The organism is Mycobacterium sp. D16Q13 (genome assembly GCF_002013375.1).
Lineage (GTDB): Bacteria > Actinomycetota > Actinomycetes > Mycobacteriales > Mycobacteriaceae > Mycobacterium.
This window is the reverse complement of sequence record NZ_MAEW01000014.1, coordinates 188,750-210,456: the sequence shown is the minus strand read 5'-3', so window position 1 is coordinate 210,456 and position 21,707 is coordinate 188,750. Positions and strand designations below refer to the sequence as shown.

Annotated in this window: 19 protein-coding genes and 1 pseudogene; 9 read left to right on the top strand and 11 right to left on the bottom strand. The window is 64.4% G+C overall.

Going from position 1 to position 21,707, the window contains the following annotated elements; translation table 11 throughout:
- The first annotated feature begins 6 nt into the window (after positions 1 to 6).
- Positions 7 to 1,083, top strand: a complete 1,077-nt coding sequence (locus B4400_RS16315; RefSeq protein ID WP_078312485.1) for a glycosyltransferase family 4 protein — start codon at positions 7 to 9, stop codon at positions 1,081 to 1,083.
- Here the strand turns inward: B4400_RS16315 and B4400_RS16310 are convergent, their stop codons facing one another.
- The gene (locus B4400_RS16310; RefSeq protein ID WP_078312484.1) at positions 1,084 to 1,893 is read right to left on the bottom strand and encodes a WecB/TagA/CpsF family glycosyltransferase; all 810 of its coding nucleotides are present in this window, start codon (positions 1,891 to 1,893) and stop codon (positions 1,084 to 1,086) included.
- A gap of 129 nt (positions 1,894 to 2,022) precedes the next feature.
- Here B4400_RS16310 and B4400_RS16305 point away from each other — a divergent pair, with 129 nt between their 5' ends.
- From B4400_RS16305 to B4400_RS16270, 8 genes are all read left to right on the top strand, one after another.
- The gene (locus tag B4400_RS16305) at positions 2,023 to 2,949 is read left to right on the top strand and encodes a hypothetical protein (RefSeq protein WP_078312483.1); all 927 of its coding nucleotides are present in this window, start codon (positions 2,023 to 2,025) and stop codon (positions 2,947 to 2,949) included.
- Entirely contained in the window at positions 2,921 to 4,264 is a 1,344-nt protein-coding gene (locus tag B4400_RS16300; protein WP_078312482.1) for an O-antigen ligase family protein, read from the top strand. The genes B4400_RS16305 and B4400_RS16300 overlap by 29 nt, the downstream gene beginning before the upstream one ends.
- Positions 4,261 to 5,598, top strand: a complete 1,338-nt coding sequence (locus tag B4400_RS16295; protein ID WP_139361432.1) for a glutamate-1-semialdehyde 2,1-aminomutase — start codon at positions 4,261 to 4,263, stop codon at positions 5,596 to 5,598. Before B4400_RS16300 ends, B4400_RS16295 begins: the two co-directional genes overlap by 4 nt.
- 129 nt (positions 5,599 to 5,727) lie before the next feature.
- Complete coding sequence (locus B4400_RS16290) at positions 5,728 to 7,182, top strand: cytochrome ubiquinol oxidase subunit I (protein ID WP_078312480.1); 1,455 nt, start codon at positions 5,728 to 5,730, stop codon at positions 7,180 to 7,182.
- Between the two features lie 30 nt (positions 7,183 to 7,212).
- Positions 7,213 to 8,241, top strand: coding sequence for a cytochrome d ubiquinol oxidase subunit II (cydB, locus tag B4400_RS16285; RefSeq protein ID WP_078312479.1), 1,029 nt, complete (start codon positions 7,213 to 7,215; stop codon positions 8,239 to 8,241).
- Entirely contained in the window at positions 8,238 to 9,902 is a 1,665-nt protein-coding gene (gene cydD, locus B4400_RS16280) for a thiol reductant ABC exporter subunit CydD (protein WP_078312478.1), read from the top strand. The genes cydB and cydD overlap by 4 nt, the downstream gene beginning before the upstream one ends.
- Positions 9,886 to 11,538 (top strand): thiol reductant ABC exporter subunit CydC, encoded by a 1,653-nt coding sequence (cydC, locus tag B4400_RS16275; RefSeq protein WP_078312477.1) that lies wholly within the window; start codon positions 9,886 to 9,888, stop codon positions 11,536 to 11,538. The genes cydD and cydC overlap by 17 nt, the downstream gene beginning before the upstream one ends.
- Positions 11,535 to 12,023, top strand: a complete 489-nt coding sequence (locus B4400_RS16270) for a DUF4190 domain-containing protein (protein ID WP_078356029.1) — start codon at positions 11,535 to 11,537, stop codon at positions 12,021 to 12,023. Before cydC ends, B4400_RS16270 begins: the two co-directional genes overlap by 4 nt.
- Before the next feature lie 3 nt (positions 12,024 to 12,026).
- Here the strand turns inward: B4400_RS16270 and B4400_RS16265 are convergent, their stop codons facing one another.
- The 10 genes and pseudogenes from B4400_RS16265 to trpB all read right to left on the bottom strand — a co-directional run bounded on the left by B4400_RS16265 (position 12,027) and on the right by trpB (position 21,686).
- Entirely contained in the window at positions 12,027 to 13,721 is a 1,695-nt protein-coding gene (locus B4400_RS16265) for a purine-cytosine permease family protein (RefSeq protein ID WP_078312066.1), read from the bottom strand.
- A gap of 56 nt (positions 13,722 to 13,777) precedes the next feature.
- Positions 13,778 to 15,187, bottom strand: coding sequence for a bifunctional lysylphosphatidylglycerol flippase/synthetase MprF (locus B4400_RS16260; protein WP_078312065.1), 1,410 nt, complete (start codon positions 15,185 to 15,187; stop codon positions 13,778 to 13,780).
- 51 nt (positions 15,188 to 15,238) lie between these two features.
- Positions 15,239 to 15,424 carry a PLD nuclease N-terminal domain-containing protein gene (locus B4400_RS16255; RefSeq protein WP_030097729.1) on the bottom strand — a complete coding sequence of 62 codons (186 nt, stop codon included), beginning with the start codon at positions 15,422 to 15,424 and terminating at the stop codon, positions 15,239 to 15,241.
- Positions 15,421 to 16,290 (bottom strand): acyl-CoA thioesterase II, encoded by an 870-nt coding sequence (locus tag B4400_RS16250; RefSeq protein WP_176112821.1) that lies wholly within the window; start codon positions 16,288 to 16,290, stop codon positions 15,421 to 15,423. The genes B4400_RS16255 and B4400_RS16250 overlap by 4 nt, the downstream gene beginning before the upstream one ends.
- Before the next feature lie 14 nt (positions 16,291 to 16,304).
- Positions 16,305 to 17,723, bottom strand: a complete 1,419-nt coding sequence (gene pyk, locus B4400_RS16245; RefSeq protein ID WP_078312063.1) for a pyruvate kinase — start codon at positions 17,721 to 17,723, stop codon at positions 16,305 to 16,307.
- 87 nt (positions 17,724 to 17,810) lie between these two features.
- On the bottom strand, positions 17,811 to 18,125 hold the full coding sequence (sugE, locus tag B4400_RS16240; RefSeq protein ID WP_078288120.1) for a quaternary ammonium compound efflux SMR transporter SugE: 315 nt from the start codon (positions 18,123 to 18,125) through the stop codon (positions 17,811 to 17,813).
- 90 nt (positions 18,126 to 18,215) lie between these two features.
- Positions 18,216 to 18,572, bottom strand: coding sequence for an NINE protein (locus B4400_RS16235; protein WP_078312062.1), 357 nt, complete (start codon positions 18,570 to 18,572; stop codon positions 18,216 to 18,218).
- 136 nt (positions 18,573 to 18,708) lie between these two features.
- Positions 18,709 to 19,588 (bottom strand): annotated as a pseudogene (gene lgt / locus B4400_RS16230) (prolipoprotein diacylglyceryl transferase); the annotation flags it as partial.
- The gene (gene trpA / locus B4400_RS16225; protein WP_078312060.1) at positions 19,585 to 20,415 is read right to left on the bottom strand and encodes a tryptophan synthase subunit alpha; all 831 of its coding nucleotides are present in this window, start codon (positions 20,413 to 20,415) and stop codon (positions 19,585 to 19,587) included. The gene trpA and the pseudogene lgt, both read right to left, overlap by 4 nt.
- Positions 20,412 to 21,686 carry a tryptophan synthase subunit beta gene (gene trpB / locus B4400_RS16220; protein WP_078312059.1) on the bottom strand — a complete coding sequence of 425 codons (1,275 nt, stop codon included), beginning with the start codon at positions 21,684 to 21,686 and terminating at the stop codon, positions 20,412 to 20,414. Before trpB ends, trpA begins: the two co-directional genes overlap by 4 nt.
- Positions 21,687 to 21,707 lie beyond the last annotated feature (21 nt).

Genomic DNA, 21,707 nt, shown 5'->3' with positions numbered 1-21,707 from the left:
GGAACAATGCAACGACGACTCCACGCGTATGTGGCTTTGCCACACGGCGTTTCGGCTTCGCAATGGGAGGTCCGGAACCGTGCCGATGAGGTGCCGGACCGGGCGCCTTACGGACTGCATCGGTTGGCCAACTACGGCGTGACCCCGACGTTCAGCGAGTTCTCGTTTGGGCGCCGCCTCGAACGCGTGGCCGGCCACATTCGTTATCGCACCGGTGATCTGGAAATCCTGGAGGTCGTGGCTGACAGAGCGGCACGACGTGCGAGCGATGTCGTCTTCTGTTACGACGAACGCACCGGTGTACCCGCCGCGGCCGCTGCGGCTATCGGGATGAGCCCGCCGGTGGTGACCGGAGTCGGATGGCTCACTGAGCCCGCAGACTCTCCGCCGGTTCATCGCGGGCTGGCGCGCCACACGCTGGCCCGTAGCGCAGCGGTGTTTTCGCAGTCCCCCCCTCAGGTCGAACTGCTTGCCCGCGCCTGGGGCGTCGACGATTCGCGGCTGTACTTCGCACCCGTGGGGATCGATACCGATTTCTATCGCGTACAACCATGGGAGGGCACCGCCACTCCCCTGGTCGTCAGCGCGGGCGAGGACGTCCACCGGGATCACGCCCTGCTTGTCCAGGCGGTTCTGACCGCCCGTGAACGTTGCCCGAGCCTGTCGCTCGAGTTGGCTACCGCGCTGCCGGTCAGTGCGCCACCCGGCGTGGTCACGCTGCATACCGAGCGTCTCTACGGACGAATGCGCGATCTGTACCGCCGATCCACCGTGGTGGCCATCGCGGTACGCCCCAATGTGATCACCGGTTCGGGCCTGACGGTCGCCCTTGAGGCCATGGCCAGCGGGCGCCCGGTGGTTATGACGGACAATCCGGGGATATCGCATTACGTCCGGCACAACGTCGACGGAATCCTGGTGCCGCCCGGTGACCCCGACACCTTCGCCCGGGCGATCGCCGAGCTGGCATGCGATCCCGACCGCGCCCGCGCCCTCGGAGAGGCGGGGGCGCAGCGGGCGCGGGCGGAGTTCAGCTCCGAACGAATGGCTGAGCATTTTGCGAGCATTATGCATGGGGTTTAGCTACGACGCGTGCCAGGACCGTGCGGGCTCGACTGAGGCTCGCCGTAACCGCAGGACGGACGCCGGCCCCTGCACCAGGTACCGCCGCGCCATGCGCCGCGGTTCGCGGCCCAGCCGATAGGACCACTCGAGTCCGCAGCGCTGCATCCATTCCGGTGCCCGCGTGACGGCGCCGGCAAGAAAGTCCGCGGATGCGCCGAAGGCCAGCAGGATCACCGCACCGGTGGTCACTCCGTGGCGTGCAATCCACAGCTCCTGCAGAGGTTTTCCGAGCCCCACCACCAGCACATCGGCGCCCGCGGCAGCGATGTCACGTGCCAGGTCGTCGCTGCGACCCGGGTCCGTGAGGTCGCAGCGATCGGGCGCCCACCACCCGGCGATGTCAAGGCCCGGATAACGCTCGTCGAGCACCGCGCGCAGCCGGTCATGCGTCTGCGGCAGTCCACCCAGAAAGCCCACGCGCTTACCAGTACGTCTTGCCTGTTCGAGAACCAGCGGCAGCAGGTCGGCTCCGGTGATCCGCGGCCAGTTCCGCCGTGTCTTGAGGCGGGCACGCGCGACGATCGGTGCGCCGTCGGCAAGCATCAACCAATCCAGCCGCGGGCCGAGCTCCGCACAGTCCGGGTTTGCGCGACCAGCGCCAAAGTGATGCAGATGGTCCAAGTTCACCGAACCGACCACCAGCGGACGGTCGGCACGCGCGGCGGCACGCTGCGCGACGGCGGCGAGGACATCCCGGACGGAGCAAAGATCCACCGTCACCTGGGAGATCGTCACCCTCACCGGCGAGTCCAGCGCTTCTGTCGACACGGCGGACAGCCTAGCGCCGTTGATTCCTTACGTCGGGCAAGTGTGGGTTATCCTCGTGACCAATAACGCTGGTTATGGGACGGCGCGCCTGCTGCGATAGTCCGGACGATAGCGAGAGTCGGAGCCCCCGTGAACGTCAACGACCTGGTCAGGCGGATCTTGAACCGGCGAATCGCACTGCTCCTCGTAGCAGTGTTGGTGTGCGGTGCGGGGGCCTACGGGTACACCACGGGAGTCACCGTCCGCGCGTCCACGGCTTCGGCCGTCGTCATACCCCCTCCGACATACTCGTCAACGGGTGACACCCTGGGCGCGAACCCCATGCTGAATCTCTCGCCGGAGAAGGCGCAGCTCGCCGGCATCCTTGCCACCTCCATGTCCAGCCAGACCGCGCAGGCCGCCCTTGCGGCGGCCGCGCCGGGGGTGGACTACAAGGTTTCCAACACCATTGACCTGGGGCCGAGCAATCAACAACCGTCGCCTCAAGTGTCGATTCTGGTGCTGTGCAGCGCCACGTCCGACTGTCAGGCAGGTGCGGCGGCGCTCCTGGACGTTGCGCGCGACAATCTGGTGAAGCTCCAGGTGGGTGCGTCCGTCTCGCCCGAGAACTGGGCCAGCCTCACGGTTCTGCAAGAACCCACCGCGCCCGTCGTGATGTCCAACAGCGCGGTGAAGTCGGCGGGCTCTATGGCGGTCGCGGCGCTCCTGGCGGGACTCATCGTGCTCCTGGTGTACGACGCACTTGCGGCCCGTCGTCGCAAAGAAAAGTCTGCCGATGCTCCGGCCAAGACCAAGGCGCGGGCGAAGACTTCGACGGCAGGCGCAGCGGACGAGCAGCCCGCCGCGGCCACCGCGATCGAGGAACCAGCGCCGGTGGCCGCGAGTGACAACGGGCACGACGTGGCAAATAAGCCGACGCCCATGATCATCGACGATGACTTGGATAACGTCGAGATCGACGACGAGGCACTCGCTCAAGCGGTGCTGAACTGGACTCCGCCCCGACTCACCGATTTCCGCAGCTGGCGTGACGACAAGCCCTCCTCAGACCGATAACCCACCCGCCGTCGCGTCTGGCCGAGGGCCGGACGCCGTCAGGTTCACCGCCGCGGCATTGATCGTGCTGCTGAGCACCCGGCAGGTCTACGCGGTCTACGCGTTGAAGGGACTGAGCCCCGCCCAGGTCGCGCTGATTCTCACCGGGGCACTGGGCGCCTATTGGGTGCTGTCGGGGCATCGTCTTACCCTCGGCGCACGAGGGCTCTCGGTCGCGATCCTGGCCTCGCTGCTGACAACGGTGGTGTCGTTCAATGTCGTCACCACGCGCGTCCTGCCGCATCTCGCTTTGATTCAGGCCGGACAGGGTATTGCCGCATTCGCGGTGACGGTGACCGCTCTAATGGGCTTCGTCTTTCTCTTCGCCGCCCATCCCGAGAGCTCCGCGCGCACCATCGAGATCTTGTTGAAGGCGCTTGTCATCGGCGGTGCCATCACGGCGGCCCTGGCCCTGGTGCAGTTCGCCACCGGCCTCGATGTCGCAGCCATGATCCGGATTCCCGGCATCATGAAGTTCGGCGATACGGGTGTCGCACACGGGATTGTCCGTGAGGGCGTCGTCCGCGCGCAGGGCGCTGCCGCCCATGCTCTGGAACTCAGTGCCGTACTGACCACCATCGCCCCCATTGGGGTGGCACTCGTGTACAGCGCCAAGGCGGCCGGCCGAAGGACCTGGCCATGGGCCCTGCTGACCATCGTGGTGATCGCGGGCTCGGTGGTGACGGTTTCCCGATCGGCCTTCATCGGATTGGCGGCGGCCATTCTCGTGATGTCGTGGCGTTGGCCGGTTGCCCGCCTCGCCGGGTTGCTGTGCGCCGCTGTGGGTGCGGCCGCAGTCGCCGCGGTGAGCGGACTCGGTGTCTTCGACGCGATCATCAGTACCTTCATGGGCAGCGCTGACGATCCGTCGCTGCAATCGCGCGCCCGCGGAATCGACTACGTGATGTCACATTGGACAGAGCACTTCTGGCTGGGGCAAGGATCGTTCACGTATCCGCTCGGGGCCGAGCAGCCGGTTCTCGACAATGAATACCTCAGCCGCCTCATCGAGGGTGGCATTTTGGGCCTGCTGTCCCTGGTTGTCTTGATGATTACGGCGATCATCTACGCCGCCGGCGCACGCAATCGCTGCCGCGACGCGCCCACCACGGAGTTGATCAACGGCGTGCTGGGCGGACTCGTCGCGCTCACGGTGGTCGGCTCGGTCCTGGATGTATCCGCTTTCCAACAAATTTCGATGATTCGGTGGCTGTTGATCGTGCTCGCCGGTGGGGCGTGGGCGCTGGTCAGACGCGACCAGGAAGTAGCGACGTGACGCACCAGGGATTCGATCAGTCGAACGCATGGCAGGCCCGGCTGCACCACGCGGTACCGGGAGGTGCGCACACCTACGCACGGGGCGCCGACCAGTACCCCTTGGGCATGGCCCCTGTGCTGACCCGCGGATCGGGCGCACGTGTGTGGGACGTCGACGGCAACTCCTATGTCGAGTACGGCATGGGGCTGCGCGCCATAACCCTTGGGCATGGTTATGCCCCCGTCGTCGAGTCCGTTCGCGAAACCCTGTACCGGGGAGTGAGTTTCAGCCGCCCCACGGTGCTCGAGGCCGAAGCCGCCGAGGATTTTCTGCGCACAGTGCCGACCGCCGATATGGTCAAGTTCGCCAAGAACGGGTCGGATGTGACCACCGCGGCGATCCGCCTGGCCCGCGCTGTGACCGGACGTACCGTAGTCGCGGCATGCCAACAACCCTTCTTCTCGACCGACGACTGGTTCATCGGCACCACCGAGATGAACGCGGGCATCCCGAAAGCTGCGACGGATGACATAGTCAGGTTCAACTACAACGATCTGTCAACCCTGACAACCCTTTTCGATCAGTATCAGGGCCAGATAGCCTGCGTCATCATGGAGGCCGCCAGCGCGGCAGCCGAGCCCGAGCCCGGATTCCTGGAATCCGTGCGGGCACTCTGCACCGACCACGGTGCGCTCCTGGTGTTCGACGAAATCATCACCGGATTCCGGTGGTCTCGTGCGGGTGCGCAGGCTGTCTACGGGGTCACCCCGGACCTGTCGTGCTGGGGCAAGGCGATGGGTAATGGTTTCGCGATCGCCGCACTCGCCGGAAAACGGGACTACATGGAACGCGGTGGACTGCGCACCGACGATCCCCGGACGTTTCTGCTATCCACCACCAACGGACCGGAAGCGGTGGGACTGGCCGCGTTTCGCGCGGTGGTGCGGTCCTATGCCGACGATGCCCCGGTCCGCGCGATGGAGGCCGCGGGCCGCAATCTTGCCGAGGGTGTCGCCAGTATCGCTACGGAACTTGGTGTGGGCGAGCATATCCGGACCGTCGGCAGGTCTTCGTGTCTCACTTTCACGAGCCTCGATCCGGACGGACAGCCGTCGCAGGACTATCGCGCGCTGCTGTTGCAGGAACTGCTGTGTCGTGGCGTATTGGGGCAGTCCTTTGTGATCTCCGCCGCACACACACCGTCCGATATCGCATCGACCCTGGACGCGGTGCGGGGCGCCGCCGAGATGTACCGGCGAGCCCTCGATGCGGGCAGTACCGACGGATTCCTGGTGGGACCGGCCGTCGCGCCGGCATTGCGCTCACACGCAGCACCGCGGCGGATCCCCTAACGTCGTCCTTCTTGCGGGTTCACGCGTTTACCGCCCCGCGTTCGTCTCGTTGGCGTATTAGTAAATGTGGCCCGTATCGCGTTGATCTTAGATAGCAACTACTACTACGCTGCGTCGTAGGAGGTGGCGATGAACGCCCTGGATGTATCCCGATGGCAATTCGGCATCACCACCGTGTACCACTTCATCTTGGTGCCGTTGACCATTGGGCTCGCACCGCTTCTGGCCATCATGCAGACGGCGTGGGTTGTCACCGGCAATAACGCCTGGTACCGCCTCACCCGGTTCTTCGGCAAGCTGTTCCTCATCAACTTCGCATTGGGTGTCGCCACCGGCATCGTGCAGGAATTCCAGTTCGGGATGAACTGGAGCGAATACTCCCGCTTCGTGGGTGACGTGTTTGGCGCTCCCCTCGCTCTCGAAGGGCTCGTGGCCTTCTTCCTGGAGTCAACTTTCCTGGGTTTGTGGATATTTGGCTGGACGCGCCTACCCAAGCTGGTGCACCTGGGGTGCATCTGGATGGTGGCGATCGGAGTCAATGCCTCGGCCTTCTTCATCATTGCTGCCAACTCGTTCATGCAGCATCCGGTGGGTGCCATCTACAACCCGGAGACCGGCCGGGCCGAGCTGACCAGCATCACCGAGCTCCTCACCAACAACACGGCGTTGGCCGCCTTCCCGCATACCGTCGCCGGATCCTTGCTCACGGCTGGAACATTCGTCGCCGGCATCTGTGGCTGGTGGATGGTCCGCTCACACAAGCTCGGCACTCTGGAGGACGCGCGCACGATGTACCGGCCCGCAGCGATCGGCGCGTGTGCGGTCATGATCCTGTCCGGAGTCGCCCTGGCGTTCACCGGTGACGTCCAGGGCAAGCTGATGTTCCAGCAGCAGCCCATGAAGATGGCCTCGGCCGAATCCCTGTGTTACACCGAGAAAGACCCCAAGTTCTCGGTGTTGACCGTGGGTACCCACAACAACTGCGCCAGCGTCACACACGCCATCTCCGTGCCCTATGTCCTGCCGTTCCTGGCCGAGGGAAAGTTCAGCGACGTCACCCTCAAGGGCGTGGAAGACCTGCAGAAGGAATACGAGCAGAAATTCGGTCCGCGTAACTATCGCCCGAATCTCTTTGTCACCTACTGGGCCTTTCGCGCGATGATCGGGCTGGCCGCGGGATCCGCCGTGCTGGCACTGGCCGGACTCTGGGTCACCCGGCGCGGACGGATCCCGAGTCAGCGTTGGTTCGCCTGGCTCTCAATTCTGGCTGTTCCGACTCCCTTCCTGGCCAACAGCGCCGGGTGGGTATTCACCGAGATGGGACGACAGCCCTGGGTGGTTGCCCCCAATCCCACAGGAGTCGAACAAATCCGGCTTACCGTGGACTTGGCGGTATCCCATCACTCGGCGGCGACGGTGTGGCTGTCTCTCATCACGTTCACCCTGCTCTACGGCGCACTGGGGGTGGTGTGGTTCTGGCTCATCCGCCGATACACCATCGAGGGGCCCCTGGAACACGACACCGAGCCCGCCGCACCCGTCACCGGTGACGACAGCCTCAAACCGCTGTCCTTCGCCTACTAGTCCAACCAGTCGCGTAAGGAGGCTCCGAACATGAATCCGACGACATTGCAACAGTTCTGGTTTATCGTCGTGGCGGCGTTATTTCTCGGCTTCCTCGTACTCGAAGGTTTTGACTTCGGTGTCGGTATGCTCATGCATCCGCTCGGCCGCGGTGACGATCGTCGGCGCCGCGCCGTCCTGAACACCATCGGGCCGGTATGGGACGGCAATGAGGTCTGGCTCATCACCGCGGGCGGCGCGATGTTCGCAGCCTTCCCGCACTGGTATGCGACGGTGTTCTCCGGCCTGTACCTTCCGCTGCTGCTGATTCTTGTGGCCATGATCGTCCGGATCGTCGCCATCGAATGGCGGGGAAAGATCGACGACCCCCGTTGGCGCGCCCGTTGCGACCTCGGGATAGCCATTGGATCGTGGATACCCGCCCTGCTATGGGGTGTGGCGTTCTCATCGCTGCTCGCCGGGCTCCCGGTGGACAGCGCCAAGCAGCTCACCCTCACCCTCGGCGATGTGCTTCGACCGTATGTGCTGTTGGGTGGCGTTGTTTTCGTGGCGCTCTTCGCCTTTCACGGTGCACTGTTCATCTCGCTCAAGACCGCGGGCGCGGTCCGCGAGGACGCCGTCTCGATTGCCCGCAGATTGGCGATACCCGTCATTGTCGCGGCCGGTGGTTACGGACTATGGACACAGCTCGCCTACGGTAAGAGCTGGACGTGGATCGCGCTCGCGATCGCCGCGGTGTCGCTGGTGGGTGCGGCATTGTCCTCGCGAATCTCCCGTGACGGCTGGGCATTTGCTTGTACATGCCTGACGGTGGTCGCTGTCGTCACCCTGCTGTTTGGCTCCCTCTACCCCAACCTCATTGTCTCCAGCCTCGACCCGGCCTACAACCTGACGGTGACATCGGCATCGTCCAGCCCGTACACGCTCCGCGTCATGAGCTGGGCGGCGGCGGTCACCGCTCCGGTTGTGTTGATCTACCAAGGCTGGACATATTGGGTGTTCCGGCAGCGCATCTCGGCCGACCAGATCCCAGATCCGGTCGGGCTCCCCGTGCGATGACGGCATCGCGCAGTGCCCCGGTCGATCCACGACTGTGGCGCCGCAGCGCCCCCGCCCGCCGCTACCTGATCCTGACAGTGCTCTGCGAGCTGGTGATGACGGCCTGCACGCTCACGATCGCGGTGGTCCTGGCGCATGCCCTTGCCCGGCTGATCACCGATTCGGCGTCTCGCGACATGGCACACATGGGGCAACCGCTCAGCATCCTCGTCGTGCTCTGGATCCTTCGGGCCGCAGCCCAGGGTGTACAGACCCGGTTCAGCGAACGGGGCGCCACCGGTGTCATCGCTGACCTCGACGACCAGTTGTTGGCGACCATGGCCGAGGCACAACCGCGTGAGCTAGAGCGGTATCGGGACGCGGCTATGACGGTGCTGACCCGGGGACTGGACGACCTGCGCCCCTACTTCGCCGGGTACTTGCCCGCGGTCCTGAGTGCCGCGATCGTGACACCCGCCGCCGCTGTGGTGATCGCGTTATCCGATATCCGATCGGCCATCATCGTCACCATTACGCTGCCGCTCATACCGATCTTCATGATTCTCATCGGCCTGCTCACCCGAGATCGGGCCGAGGCGGCGCTGAACGCCTCGACAGCCGTCACCGGTCAGATTCTCGATGTGATAGCGGGTATCCCGACTCTTCGTGCACTCGGGCGTACCGCGACGCCGCTGCGCCGGATCACCGAACTCGGTGCCGCGCAGCGCCGTTCCGTCATGGCTACGTTGCGGGTGGCGTTCTTGTCGGCGATGGTGCTCGAAATGATCGCGACCCTCAGCGTCGCGCTCATCGCGGTGAGCATTGGCATGCGCTTGGTCTTCGGGCACCTCGATCTCACCACCGCGCTGACCGTACTGATTTTGGCGCCCGAGGTGTACTGGCCGTTGCGGCGCGTTGGAGTCCAGTTCCACAGTGCCGCCGATGGTAAGGCCGCCGCGGACAAGACCTTCGAACTCCTCGACAGCATCAGACCCGTGGATGTCGCTGGCGGAACGATCACTCCGCGCCGGCAACCGGTGATCGGGCTTGAGGCCGTCAGCGTGCCAGACCGAAGCGGTTATGCACCATGGGAATTGACCGCGACGATCCGCCCCCGCGCCGTCACGGTACTCACCGGCCATAACGGAGCCGGAAAGTCGACGGTGCTACACGCGATCACGGGCCTCACTCCACCCAGGCACGGTCGCGTTCTGGTGGATGGGGCATCGCTTGACCAGATCCAGCGCGACATGTGGTGGTCGATGATCGGATGGTTGCCGCAACGCCCGGTACTGATACCCGGCACCGTCCGTGAGAATCTCGAAATGTTCGGGCCGCTGGACGATCTCGAATCCGCGCTTGCCGACAGCCAGTTCGACAGCACACTGCGGACACTGCGAGACGGATTGGATACCCGCCTCGGTGCGGGCGGTGCCGGACTGTCACTGGGTGAACGCCAGCGGCTGTGCCTGGCCCGTGCGCTGGGCACCAATCGGCCGGTCTTGTTACTCGATGAACCCACCGCGCACCTCGACGCCGATACAGAGGCCTCCGTGCTGGCCGCACTGGTTGCCCGCGCCCGGCGGGGCGCCACCGTGGTGCTGGTGGGCCATCGAGCGCCTGTCCTGGCTGCCGCCGACGAAGTATTCACCGTGCAGGCAAGACATGCTGCGCACCTCTGATCCGTTACGGCACTGGCTGATCGCGCTGCGGGTACGGCCGGTGCGGTTGGCCATCGCCGTGACCTATGGCGTCTTGGCACTGGGGAGTGCGCTGGCACTGGCCGGTTTGTCGGCGTGGTTGATCACCCGGGCTTGGCAGATGCCACCGGTTCTCGATCTGTCCGTTGCCGTCGTCGCGGTGCGCGCCCTGGGTATTTCGCGTGGCATCTGGCGGTACTGCGAACGGCTCGCGGGTCACGATATGGCGCTGCGAGGTGCCGGCACAGTCCGTGCGCATGTATACGCACGCCTGGTCGACGGCTCGGCCGGACCGCTGCGCAAGGGTGCGGTGCTCGATCGTATCGGCGCAGATATCGACGAGCTGGCCGAGATAGTCGTACGCAGCATCATCCCGGTCGCGGTAGCCGGGGTACTCGGGGTCGCGGCCACCGTGGCGGTCGCGCTGATATCGATACCCGCCGCAGCCATCTTGGCGTGTGCCCTCCTGGTCGCCGATGTCCTGGCACCGGCATTGGCCTCCCGCGCATCCGGTGCACGGGAGACACGCGGCGCCCGCGCTCGCGCCTTGCAAGCTGAGACGACGGTCGAGATCCTCGATCATGCCCCCGAACTGCGAGTGGGCGGCCTTCTCCCCCGTCAGCTTGAAGTAGCGCGTCAGCGCCGCAGAGACTGGGCTGCGGCTCAGGACGCCGCCACCGCTCCTGCCGCATGGTCGGTGGCGGCACCCACCCTGGCCATGGGAGCTGCCGTGGTCGGGGCGCTGGCGGCGGCGGTCGAGCTCGCCGGGCATATCGCACCAACCACCCTCGCCATCCTGGTGCTGTTGCCGCTCGCCGCCTTCGAGGCCTCCACCGCGCTGCCCGCGGCGGCCATCGGGATTGCCCGTTCACGGGCATCGGCGCGACACCTGCACGAGCTGGCGGCCGGAGCGATCGATGCTCCGGCGCCTGTTGATGTGATGCCCACAGCCGGCGCGGCGGGCACATCGCTCGAATGCACCGAACTGTGTTGGCGGACCGGCCATTCGACATCGGGCCCACTATCATTCCGTGTGGCAGCGGGTACGAAGATGGCGATCACCGGTGCCAGCGGTATCGGCAAGACATCCCTGCTGATGACGCTGGCAGGGCTCGCGCCGGCGGCCTCTGGTGCCATCCGGGTTGATGGCAACGCACTCGGGGACCTTCCATCTACTGAGCTGCCCTCGCTCATCAGGTTTTTCGCCGAGGACGCGCACCTGTTCGCCACCACGGTCCGCGACAACCTTCTTATCGCTCGGGGCGATGCGACCGACGGCGAACTGGTAGACGCGTTGTCCGAGGTCGGCCTTGGCCCCTGGATCGAGTCGTTGCCGCACGGGCTGGACACGGTATTGACCGCAGGTGCGGCCTCGGTGTCGGGCGGGCAACGCCGACGGATGCTACTCGCCAGGGCTCTGTTGTCCAAGGTGCCCGTGCTGCTGTTGGACGAACCCACCGAACATCTCGATGGCCACGCCGCTGAGGCGTTCCTGCGGGAGTTGTTAGACGTCAAGAGCTCACTGCTGGCGGGCCGAACAGTCCTGGTGGCGACCCACCATCTACCCGATTCAGTGACCTGCCTGCGCATCCAACTCGGCGATACAGTGCAGGTATGACGGAAACGCCGCCTCCGCCCCCGCCGTACCACCCGTACCAGCCGCCCGGCGGATACCCGCCCCCTGCTTACCCGTACCCGTACGGGGCGCCCGGGATGCCGGTTCCCCCACCGGCTCCCAAGAATGGCTTCGGTGTGGGAGCACTGGTCGTGGGAATCATCGCCATCCTCTTGTCATGCACCGTCTTCGGCGGATTTATCGGCGGCCTTGTGGCGGTTGGTCTCGGCATCGTGGGCGTACGCCGGGTCAGGCGCGCGGAGGCCGATAACCGTGGCGTGGCGATCTCGGGCATCGTGCTCGGGAGCCTGGCCATACTGCTGTCCACGCTGGTTGTGGTGTTCACTCTGGTTTTCATGAAGTCAGCCGGTTTGAGCGACTTCATCACGTGCGTCTCTGATGCGAAGGGCGATCAGGCCAAGGCGGCCCAATGCCAGAACGCTTTCGAAAATCGAATGAACCAGAAGGCCGGTACCCCCGAGCCGTAATCCCTACCGCGTGGGCGGATCGGCAGGCAGCACGTGCTCGCCAGCGCGGTCGGTGGCCAGGCTCAGCGATGAGATGTACTGCTTTTCACCGTTGGGACCTGGCTTGGCCGAGGCGAGCATGTCGGGACGCTCAAACTCGATACCGCTGACCGCGCAAGGAAGCAACTCATCCGACGGGTTTCCGTACTCGTCGTACATCGGCAGGTCGATACCGTCATCGGTGCGACGCAGGTAGTACTTACCGCGCGTGGCCACCGCGAGGATCGGCGGCAGCACAAAGGCGATCACTACTGCCACGATCGGCGAGTAGGGGCGGATCGCCTCTCCGAATACTCCGAAGAAGACCAGAATCGAGATGCCTGCCGAGAGCAGCATCGAGACGAATCCGACCGGATTGACGTTGTAGAGCATGCCGCGCCGGAATTCGGGTTCCATGGGCGAGATCTTGAGCAGGTATTTGTTGATCGCGATATCGGTCGCCACCGTCACCACCCAGGCCATGCCACAGTTGGCATAGAACCCGAGGATGGTGTTCAGGAAGTCGAACATGTTGGCTTCCATCAGCACCAGCGCGATCACCAGGTTGAACACCACGAAGATCAATCGGCCCGGGTAGTGCTTGGTAATGCGGGTGAACGAGTTGGTCCAGGCCAGCGAGCCCGAATAGGCGTTGGTGACGTTGATCTTGATCTGGCTGATCACGACCAGAATCACGGCCAGCGTGATGGCGAGCCAGTGCGGCATCATGTTCTGGTAGATCTCCAGGAACTGGTGCACGGGCTGGTTGGCCACCGCGGCACCGCCCGCCACGTTGGCGATCAGATACACCGCCAGGAAGAGGCCGATCACCTGCTTGATGGCCCCGAACAGCACCCAGCCAGGCCCCGCCAACAACATCGCCGTCCACCAGCGGCGGCTGTTCTCCGGTGTCTTGGGCGGCATGAAGCGCAGGTAGTCGATCTGCTCGGCGATCTGCGCTATCAGGGACAGGCACACACCGGCGGCGAGCATGATCGACCCCAGATTGACCCCCTGCGCCTCCTTGCCTCCGTAGGCGAAGAAGGTTCCGATTGAATCCGGGTGGCGCACCACGAGATACACGAACGGGATGACCATCATGACGAGCCACAACGGGGTGGTCCACACCTGGAGCACCGACAGCGCCTTCATCCCGTAGATGACCAGCGGAATGATGATGATGGTGGAGGCCGCATATCCGATGGGCAGCGGTATGCCGAGTCCGAGCTTGAGGCCCTGGGCCATGATCGAGCCCTCGAGCGCGAAGAATATGAACGTGAACGTCGCATAGATGATGTTCGTGACGATGCTGCCGTAGTAGCCGAATCCGCTTCCGCGCGTGATTAAATCAAGATCAATGTTGTAGCGGGCCGCGTAGTAGGACACGGGGATCCCGGTCAGGATGATGATGACCGCGAAAACCCCTATGCCCCACAATGCATTTCCGGTGCCATAGGAGATTCCGATATTGGCACCGATCGCGAAGTCCGCCAGGTAGGCGATGCCGCCGAGAGCGGTCACCCCCACCACCGCCGGGCTCCACCGGCGGAAACGCCGCGGGGCGAATCGAAGGGTGTAGTCCTCCAACGTCTCCCGCAGGGCCGCGCTCTCTGCGGCGTCGTGGGTGGACGGAGCAGACGAAACGGGTGCGGATGCAGTCGTATCGAGAGTGTCGGTCACGCGGACAGCCTGTCGATCACCCAAGTCGTGCGCGTTTTCCCAACGTTAATGTCCTGTTACGCAGGCGCCTCAGCTGGTGTTTTGGGGCGCAACCGTGGGTTGAATTCCAGGCTCAGCAACGCGAATGCGACCAGCGGCAACGTGGACATTTGTACGAGCACGTAGCGCCGGTCACCCAGCGCGTGGAATTTGCGCAGGTAACGGTATAGGGACTCCAGTGCGATCAGCGGGTCGAGCACATGAATCGCCGAGTAGCAGAGCTCCTGTACCCGGGTGCGGTCCTTCTCAGCGAAGATCTCCGGGAATGCCGCGAACGCCAGCGACAGGCGGCGGGCTCCTTCGGTCTTCGCGGCCGTGATCATGTCGATAGTCAGTCGCTCGTCGATGCCGTTGGGGGCGCCAGGGCGCCGCCATGGCACATCGAGCGAGACATCGGTGCCGCCCCCGGTGGTGGCGTATCGGTGAAATCCCTGCACCGCACCGAGATCGTCGCGAGCGATGATCAACCGGATGCCGGGATATCGGCCGAGTAACGCGCCATCGAGGATCATCGAGAACCCGCGCTCGAATCGGCCTCCATGCGAAAGTTCCATCACCTGTTGAAGTTCAGCGCGCAGTGCACCGTCGAGACGACGCTCATCGACGATCTCGGTGGTGATCCCCGAGTTGTGCGTGCGCTGCATGCCCTGGCGCAGGTTCCGATACTTGCGCCCCACCATGTCGAAGGTCTGCACGTCAACGACGACATCGCGACCCACCGCGACGGCGTGTAGCGGATGGCCCACGGTGCGCGCGTCGCCCCAGAGCGGCAGGCGGCGTTCACTGCACCCCAGCACGGCGATGCGCCAGCCGTGCGAGCGACACATGGCCGCAAATTCCCGCACCAGGGACGGGAAACCGGATTCATCTCCGATCGGATCTCCCCCCACCACGGCGAAACCGGCGCGTGTCCGATACGCGATCGCCGCCGTGCGATCGGTATTGAAGTAATAGGACTTGAGCGAGTGCATGGCAAAGGCGGCTAACGGGTCGTCACTGGTCCTGGCTACCAGGGCGCTGACCTGGGGCAACGCTTCGGGCTGCGCCGGTGCCGATGTCGGCCACATCAAGATGAGTCCGGCGGCGATGACCAGCGCATCGCCGGTGCGCTCGAACTGCAGGATGCTGGCCCCCAGCGCGATCAGAACAGCTGCCGCCGACCACGCCGCGTGGCCGTAGGTGACCGGCCGGCCCAGGAAGATGCCACGGGCGATGAACCCGACGCAGAACAGAACGGTGAGGGGCCAAAGGATTTCGTCGAAATCGGGTTGCACCGGGTATCCGGAATGGGCAACCAATAGCACCAGCCATCCCGCGACAAATAAAACCGCGGCGGCACTTACGAAGCGTGCTCGCCGCGAATCACTGTGAACTGCAACGCGTTCGGCAATGCGCACATGAGTGGTAACGGCTGACGGTTCGAGCATTCCGCCACCTCCCACAGTCGCCCTGTTCGGACCTTAAGGATACTCCCGTGGCTACCAGCGGTCCGAGGGATCGCTCTTTCCGATGGCAAACCAGAGAATGGGGCCGAAGATCGGGAACACGAGCACGATGATGGCCCACGGCAGCTTCTCGCCGTTGGGCTTCACCGGGTCTTTGATAATGGAAATGATGGTGACGACAGTGAGAACCAGCACCAGCAGAGAAAGAATTCGAATCATGACCGCCCCGGAAAGTATTTGATAATGCCTTCCTGGATAGTACTGGCCAGCAACGCTCCTTCGCGATCGAAATAGCGTCCCGCCCCCATCCCGCGGCCTGCCGAGGCTACCGGTGACTCGGTGGCGTAGAGCACCCAGTCATCGAACCGCAGTGGACGATGAAACCACACACTGTGGTTGATGGTGGCCGCGAAGATCCGGTCGTAACCCCAGGACAGCCCATGGGTGGTGATGATCGAATCCAGCACCGTGGTGTCCGAGGAGTAGACCAGTGCCGCACTGTGCAGCACCGGATCATCGGGCAGCGGCGAGTGAGTCTTCATCCAGACCCGATTATGTTCCAGCCGTTCAGATTTCGCCTTGAGTACCCATGCGGGGTCATTGTCGTACCGCCACTCGATGGGTTTGAGGGCGGCCACGAACATCGGCACAGTTTCCTCGTAACCGACCAGGTGCTCGTCGATGCTCGGCAGTGTTTCCGGGTTGGCCACCACGGGCGGCTTTACCGCGTGTTCCAGCCCCGGAGAGTCCTTCAGATACGACACCAACGCCGAGGACAACAAGAGGTCCCCCTGGACCGCGTCGATGCGGCGATTGGCGAAACTGCGCTCGTCCCGCAGCCGGAGTACCCGGAATTCGATGTCCTGTGCTGGGTCGCCACCGTTGATGAAATGGGTCGAGACGGCCGCCAGTGAAAGCTTCTCCGACACGGTGCGGCCGGAGGCCACGACGGACTGCGCCATCAACTGTCCGCCGAAGGTACGGGGCGGATTGACCGTGGGATGACCACCGATGAACACGTCGGTCTCGGGGTTCTTCAGCTCCAGCAGCGCGAGTAGCTGTGCGAAATCAGGTGCGTTGCTGATGCTGATCCTCTTCCCTAGTGGTCGTCCTCGCCGATCCGGTGCACGTGGATCAGATTGGTCGAGCCTACTGTCCCCGGCGGAGCACCCGCGACGATCACCACCAGATCTCCCCGCTGATAGCGCTCCATCGCCAGCAATGCCGTATCCACCTGCTGAATCATGCCGTCGGTGGTATCCATGACCGGGACGATGAAGGTTTCGGTTCCCCAGGTGAGCGCCAGCTGGCTACGCACCTCGGGCAGCGGGGTGAACGCCAGCACTGGCAGCGGGGTGTGCAGCCGCGCCAGCCGCCGCACCGTGTCACCGGACTGCGTGAACGCCACGAGCGCCTTCGCGTTCAGGCGTTCGCCAATATCGCGCGCGGCGTACGAAATGACGCCACGTTTCGTGCGGGGCACGTGGGTCAACGGAGGTGCGCTGACCGAATGGCTCTCGATCGCGGACACGATGCGGGCCATCGTCCGCACCGCCTCCATGGGGTACTTGCCGACAGAGGTCTCCCCCGACAACATCACGGCATCCGCGCCATCGAGAACCGCGTTAGCGACATCCGAGGCCTCGGCACGTGTCGGCCGCGAGTTCTCGATCATCGACTCGAGCATCTGAGTCGCCACGATGACCGGACGGGCGTTCTCGCGCGCGATCTGGATCGCGCGCTTCTGCACAATCGGCACATCTTCGAGTGGCAGCTCGACACCGAGGTCGCCCCGGGCGACCATGATCGCGTCGAATGCCAGCACGATGGCCTCAAGGTTGGCGACGGCCTCGGGCTTTTCCAGCTTGGCGATCACCGGCACACGACGTCCGACACGGTCCATGATGGCGTGCACGAGTTCGACATCGCCGGGTGACCGCACAAACGACAGCGCGATGAGGTCGACCCCGAGGCGCAGTGCGAATTCAAGGTCTGCGATGTCCTTTTCGGACAGGGCCGGCACCGAGACGTTCATCCCGGGTAGCGACAAACCCTTGTTGTTGCTGACCGGACCGCCCTCGGTGACCAGGCAGACCACGTCGTTGCCTTCGATGGCGGTGACGGTCAAGCCGACCTTGCCGTCATCGACCAGAAGCCTGTCGCCCACGGCAGCATCGGCAGCCAACTGCTTGTACGTGGTGGAGACTCGATCGGGGGTCCCCACCACGTCCTCGACGGTGATCCTGACCAGTTCGCCAGTGGCCCAGTGAGCGGATCCGGTGGCGAACCGGCCCAGCCGGATCTTGGGGCCCTGCAGGTCCGCCAGAACACCGACCGCGCGCCCGGACTCGTCGGATGCCTTACGCACCCAGCGGTAGTTCTGCTCATGGTCTGCGTGCTCGCCGTGGCTGAAATTGAGTCGCGCGACGTCCATCCCGGATTCGACGAGCTCGCGCACAAGCTCAGCCGAACCGGTCGCAGGACCGAGGGTGCAAACAATCTTTCCGCGTCTCGTCACGACTTTTGAGCATAGTCGTGGTGGTACCTACTCACGAGTCAGTGCGGGCACGATTCACTCACCGGTTACCTTCGCCGGTTTACGTTGTCAGGAGGCCAATTTCAGACCGATGATGCCGGCGACGATCAATCCCAGGCTGAGCAGTCGCCAGACGTTGGCCGAATCACCGAACAACACGATGCCCAGGATCGCAGTGCCGACGGCACCGACACCCACCCAGATCGCGTATGCGGTGCCTACCGGCAGGCTCTTCATCGCGAGGCCGAGCAGCGCGATGCTGACGATCATCGATCCGACGGTGCCAACTGTTGGCCACAGGCGGGTGAACCCCTCCGTGTATTTCAGGCCGATTGCCCAGCCCACCTCGAGCAGACCCGCGAGAAGAAGGACCAGCCAAACCATGAGAGATACCTCCACATTTCGGTGAGGCCGTCCCCTGGCGAAGAATTACCGGGCCGTCCCGGTCATCACCATTGTCTCACACCCGCCGGGCTAGTCCCGGAGCTGGCGACCTGCCTTGTCGCTGACCTTGCCGCCGAAAATCAGGACCGCATCGACAATCCCCCAGACAATCGCGACGATGCCGAACGTCACCAAACCGATCAGCAGCTGGACAACACCCAGCAGTGTCTGACCCAGGTAGATGCGGCCGAAGCCCAGAAATCCGACCAGGCCCAGTAATTGCAACAGGCCGGCGACCAGCTTCGACTTATCGGAGTACGGCGCACCGGTGGCCGGATCGCGCCCGTAGGGCGCGGCGGGATCCACATAGGGCGGCGGATACGGAATGCCAGGCGGTGGGGGCACCGGCGGAGGTGTTCCGAAAGGAGGCGGAGTGCTCTCGGTCATTTCTCCACAATGCCAGAGTTCTCACTGGATTCGTCGGCAGATTCCTCCGCGGTGTCTTCCACCGGGTCCTTCGCGACGTCTTCTCCCGCGGTATCCACGTCCTCGGGGACTCCGTCGGTGACCTCGGTAGCGTCTTCGGCCTGCGCGGGGGTGCCGCCCAGGGTCGCCGGGTCCTCACGGCCCTTGGGCGCCAGGAGGATGTACGCAATCGCACCGAGGAACACCACGGTTGAGGTGAACGAGTTGACGCGAATCCCACCGAACTGTGTCGCTGGATCCACGCGCATCAACTCGACCCAGAAGCGTCCCACACAGTACGCCGCGACATACATCGCGAACAGGCGTCCATGCCCGATCTTGAAGCGCCGGTCGACGACGATCAGCAATGCGAAAACGAGGACATTCCACAACAATTCGTACAAAAAGGTGGGGTGCACAACCTGGGCGACCTCGCCGGTGGACACGCCGTTGAGGTTGAGGACGTCAACCGTGCCGTCGGCGGAACGCCGGTAGAACAGCTCCAGCCCCCACGGCAGCGTGGTGGGGCCACCGGTGAGCTCCTGGTTGAAGTAGTTACCGAATCTGCCTATGGCCTGGGCCAGCACGATTCCGGGTGCGATCGCGTCGCCGAACGCAGGCAAGGAAATTCCCCGACGGCGGCAGGCAATCCAGGCGCCGACGCCTCCGAGGGCGACGGCGCCCCAGATGCCGAGACCGCCTTCCCAGACGGCTATCGCCTTGCCCAGCCCCTTACCGTGCGGACCGAAGTAAGTCTGCCAGTCGGTCATCACGTGATAGAGACGTCCACCGACCAGCCCAAAAGGCACTGCCCACAAGGCGATGTCGTAGATGACGCCACGTTCGCCGCCGCGCTGTTCCCATCGACGATCGCCGATGACCAGCGCGACGATGATGCCCGCAATGATGCACAGTGCGTAGGCGCGGATCGGGATCGGTCCCAGATGCCAGACCCCTTGGGGCGGGCTGGGGATGTACGCCAGATTCACGACTGTCACAGTGTTGTCCTTGTTGTCCCCGAGGTCGACCTCGGGCCGATGCCCTGCCGCACTCCGGTAGCCAATTCTTCAGTCAGGGTACGCACGGCGGTCGCGCCTTGTGGGGCGGCCGCCACCAGGGCCGAGCCGACGATGACACCGTCGGCGTACGCGGCTATCTCGGCCGCTTGCGCGCCGGATCGCACGCCAAGGCCGACACCCACGGGGATATCGGAGACTTCGCGAACCCTGCTGACCAGGGCGGGAGCCGCGTTCGAGACCGCATCGCGGGCGCCGGTGACACCCATCGTGGAGGCCGCATAGACGAATCCCCGGCATGCGCCGATCGTCATCTCTAGCCTCTCCGGCGTGGACGAGGGCGCGACCAGAAAGATGCGATCGAGGTCATGCGCGTCCGAGGCGGCGATCCAATCCTGCGCCTCGTCGGGGATCAGATCGGGAGTAATGATCCCGAGCCCCCCCGCCGCCGCGAGGTCACGCGAGAACGCGTCAACTCCGTACCGCAGCACCGGATTCCAGTACGACATGACGACAGCGTGCCCGCCGGCCTCGGTAATGGCGCGGACGGTGGTGAAGACGTCGGCTACCCGAACTCCGTTGGTCAGCGCGGTTTCCGCAGCGGCCGCGATCATCGGGCCGTCCATCATCGGGTCCGAGTAGGCGATCCCGACCTCGATGATGTCGCATCCACCCCGCACCAGCGTGGTCATGAGTTCGATCGAGGTGTCCAGGTCGGGATACCCATTGGGCAGGTACCCGATCAACGCGGCGCGCCCCTCGGCGCGGCACGTGCCGAAGACTTCGGTCAGGCGGCCGGGCTGCGTCATGGCCTAGTTCCATCCTGGTCGGTGCCGTTCTTGTCCAAGAGGTCGAACCACTTGGCCGCGGTCTCCACGTCCTTATCGCCGCGACCCGACAGGTTCACCACGATGAGTGCGCCCGCGCCCAACTCGGCTCCGAGTTTGAGTGCGCCGGCGACCGCATGCGCCGATTCGATCGCCGGGATGATTCCTTCAGCGCGCGAGATCAGCAGGAAGGCGTCCATGGCCTCGCTGTCGGTGACCGGACGGTAGTCGGCACGGCCGGTTTCGCGCAGCCAGGCATGTTCCGGACCCACCCCTGGGTAATCCAGACCCGCTGAAATCGAATGCGATTCGATGGTTTGACCGTCTTCGTCCTGCAGCAGATAGGAGTAGGAACCTTGGAAAGCGCCCGGTGTCCCGCCAGTGAATGTGGCGGCGTGCCTTCCAGTTTCGACACCATCGCCGGCAGCCTCGTATCCGATCAACCGGACTGCCGGGTCGTCGATGAAGGCATGGAAGAGACCGATCGCGTTCGAGCCGCCGCCGACGCAGGCCACCACCGCGTCGGGCAATCTGCCCACCTGATCCAGTACCTGCGCCCGCGCCTCCATACCGATGATGCGCTGGAAATCGCGGACCATCACCGGGAAGGGATGGGGACCTGCGGCGGTACCGAAGCAGTAGTAGGTGTTGTGCGCATTGGTCACCCAGTCGCGCATGGCGTCGTTGATGGCGTCCTTGAGGGTTTTCGACCCCGACTCCACGGACACCACGGTTGAACCCAGCAGCCGCATCCGCGCGACGTTGAGCGCCTGGCGCGCGGTATCGACGGCCCCCATGTAGATCACGCATTCCAGACCCAGAAGCGCACATGCGGTGGCGGTGGCGACGCCGTGCTGCCCCGCACCAGTTTCCGCGATGACACGGGTCTTACCCATCCTCTTGGCCAGGAGAACCTGACCGAGAACGTTGTTGATCTTGTGGGAGCCTGTGTGGTTCAGGTCTTCTCGCTTGAGCAGGATTCGCGCTCCGCCCGCATGGGTACTGAGGCGCTCGGCCTCGTAAAGCGGCGACGGGCGGCCCACGTAATGCGTCTGCAACCGATCGAGCTCGTCAAGGAATGAGCGGTCGGATCTGACCTTCTCGTACGCGGCGGTGACTTCCTCGATGACGGCCATGAGCGCCTCGGCCACATAGCGGCCGCCATAGGGACCGAAATGCCCTCGACCATCGGGATCATGTGCGGTGGTCTCGGCGATCGCAGCGCTCATCTGCGGTAGGCCGGTGTTCTTCATGTTGGAGCCGCTTGCGCGAAG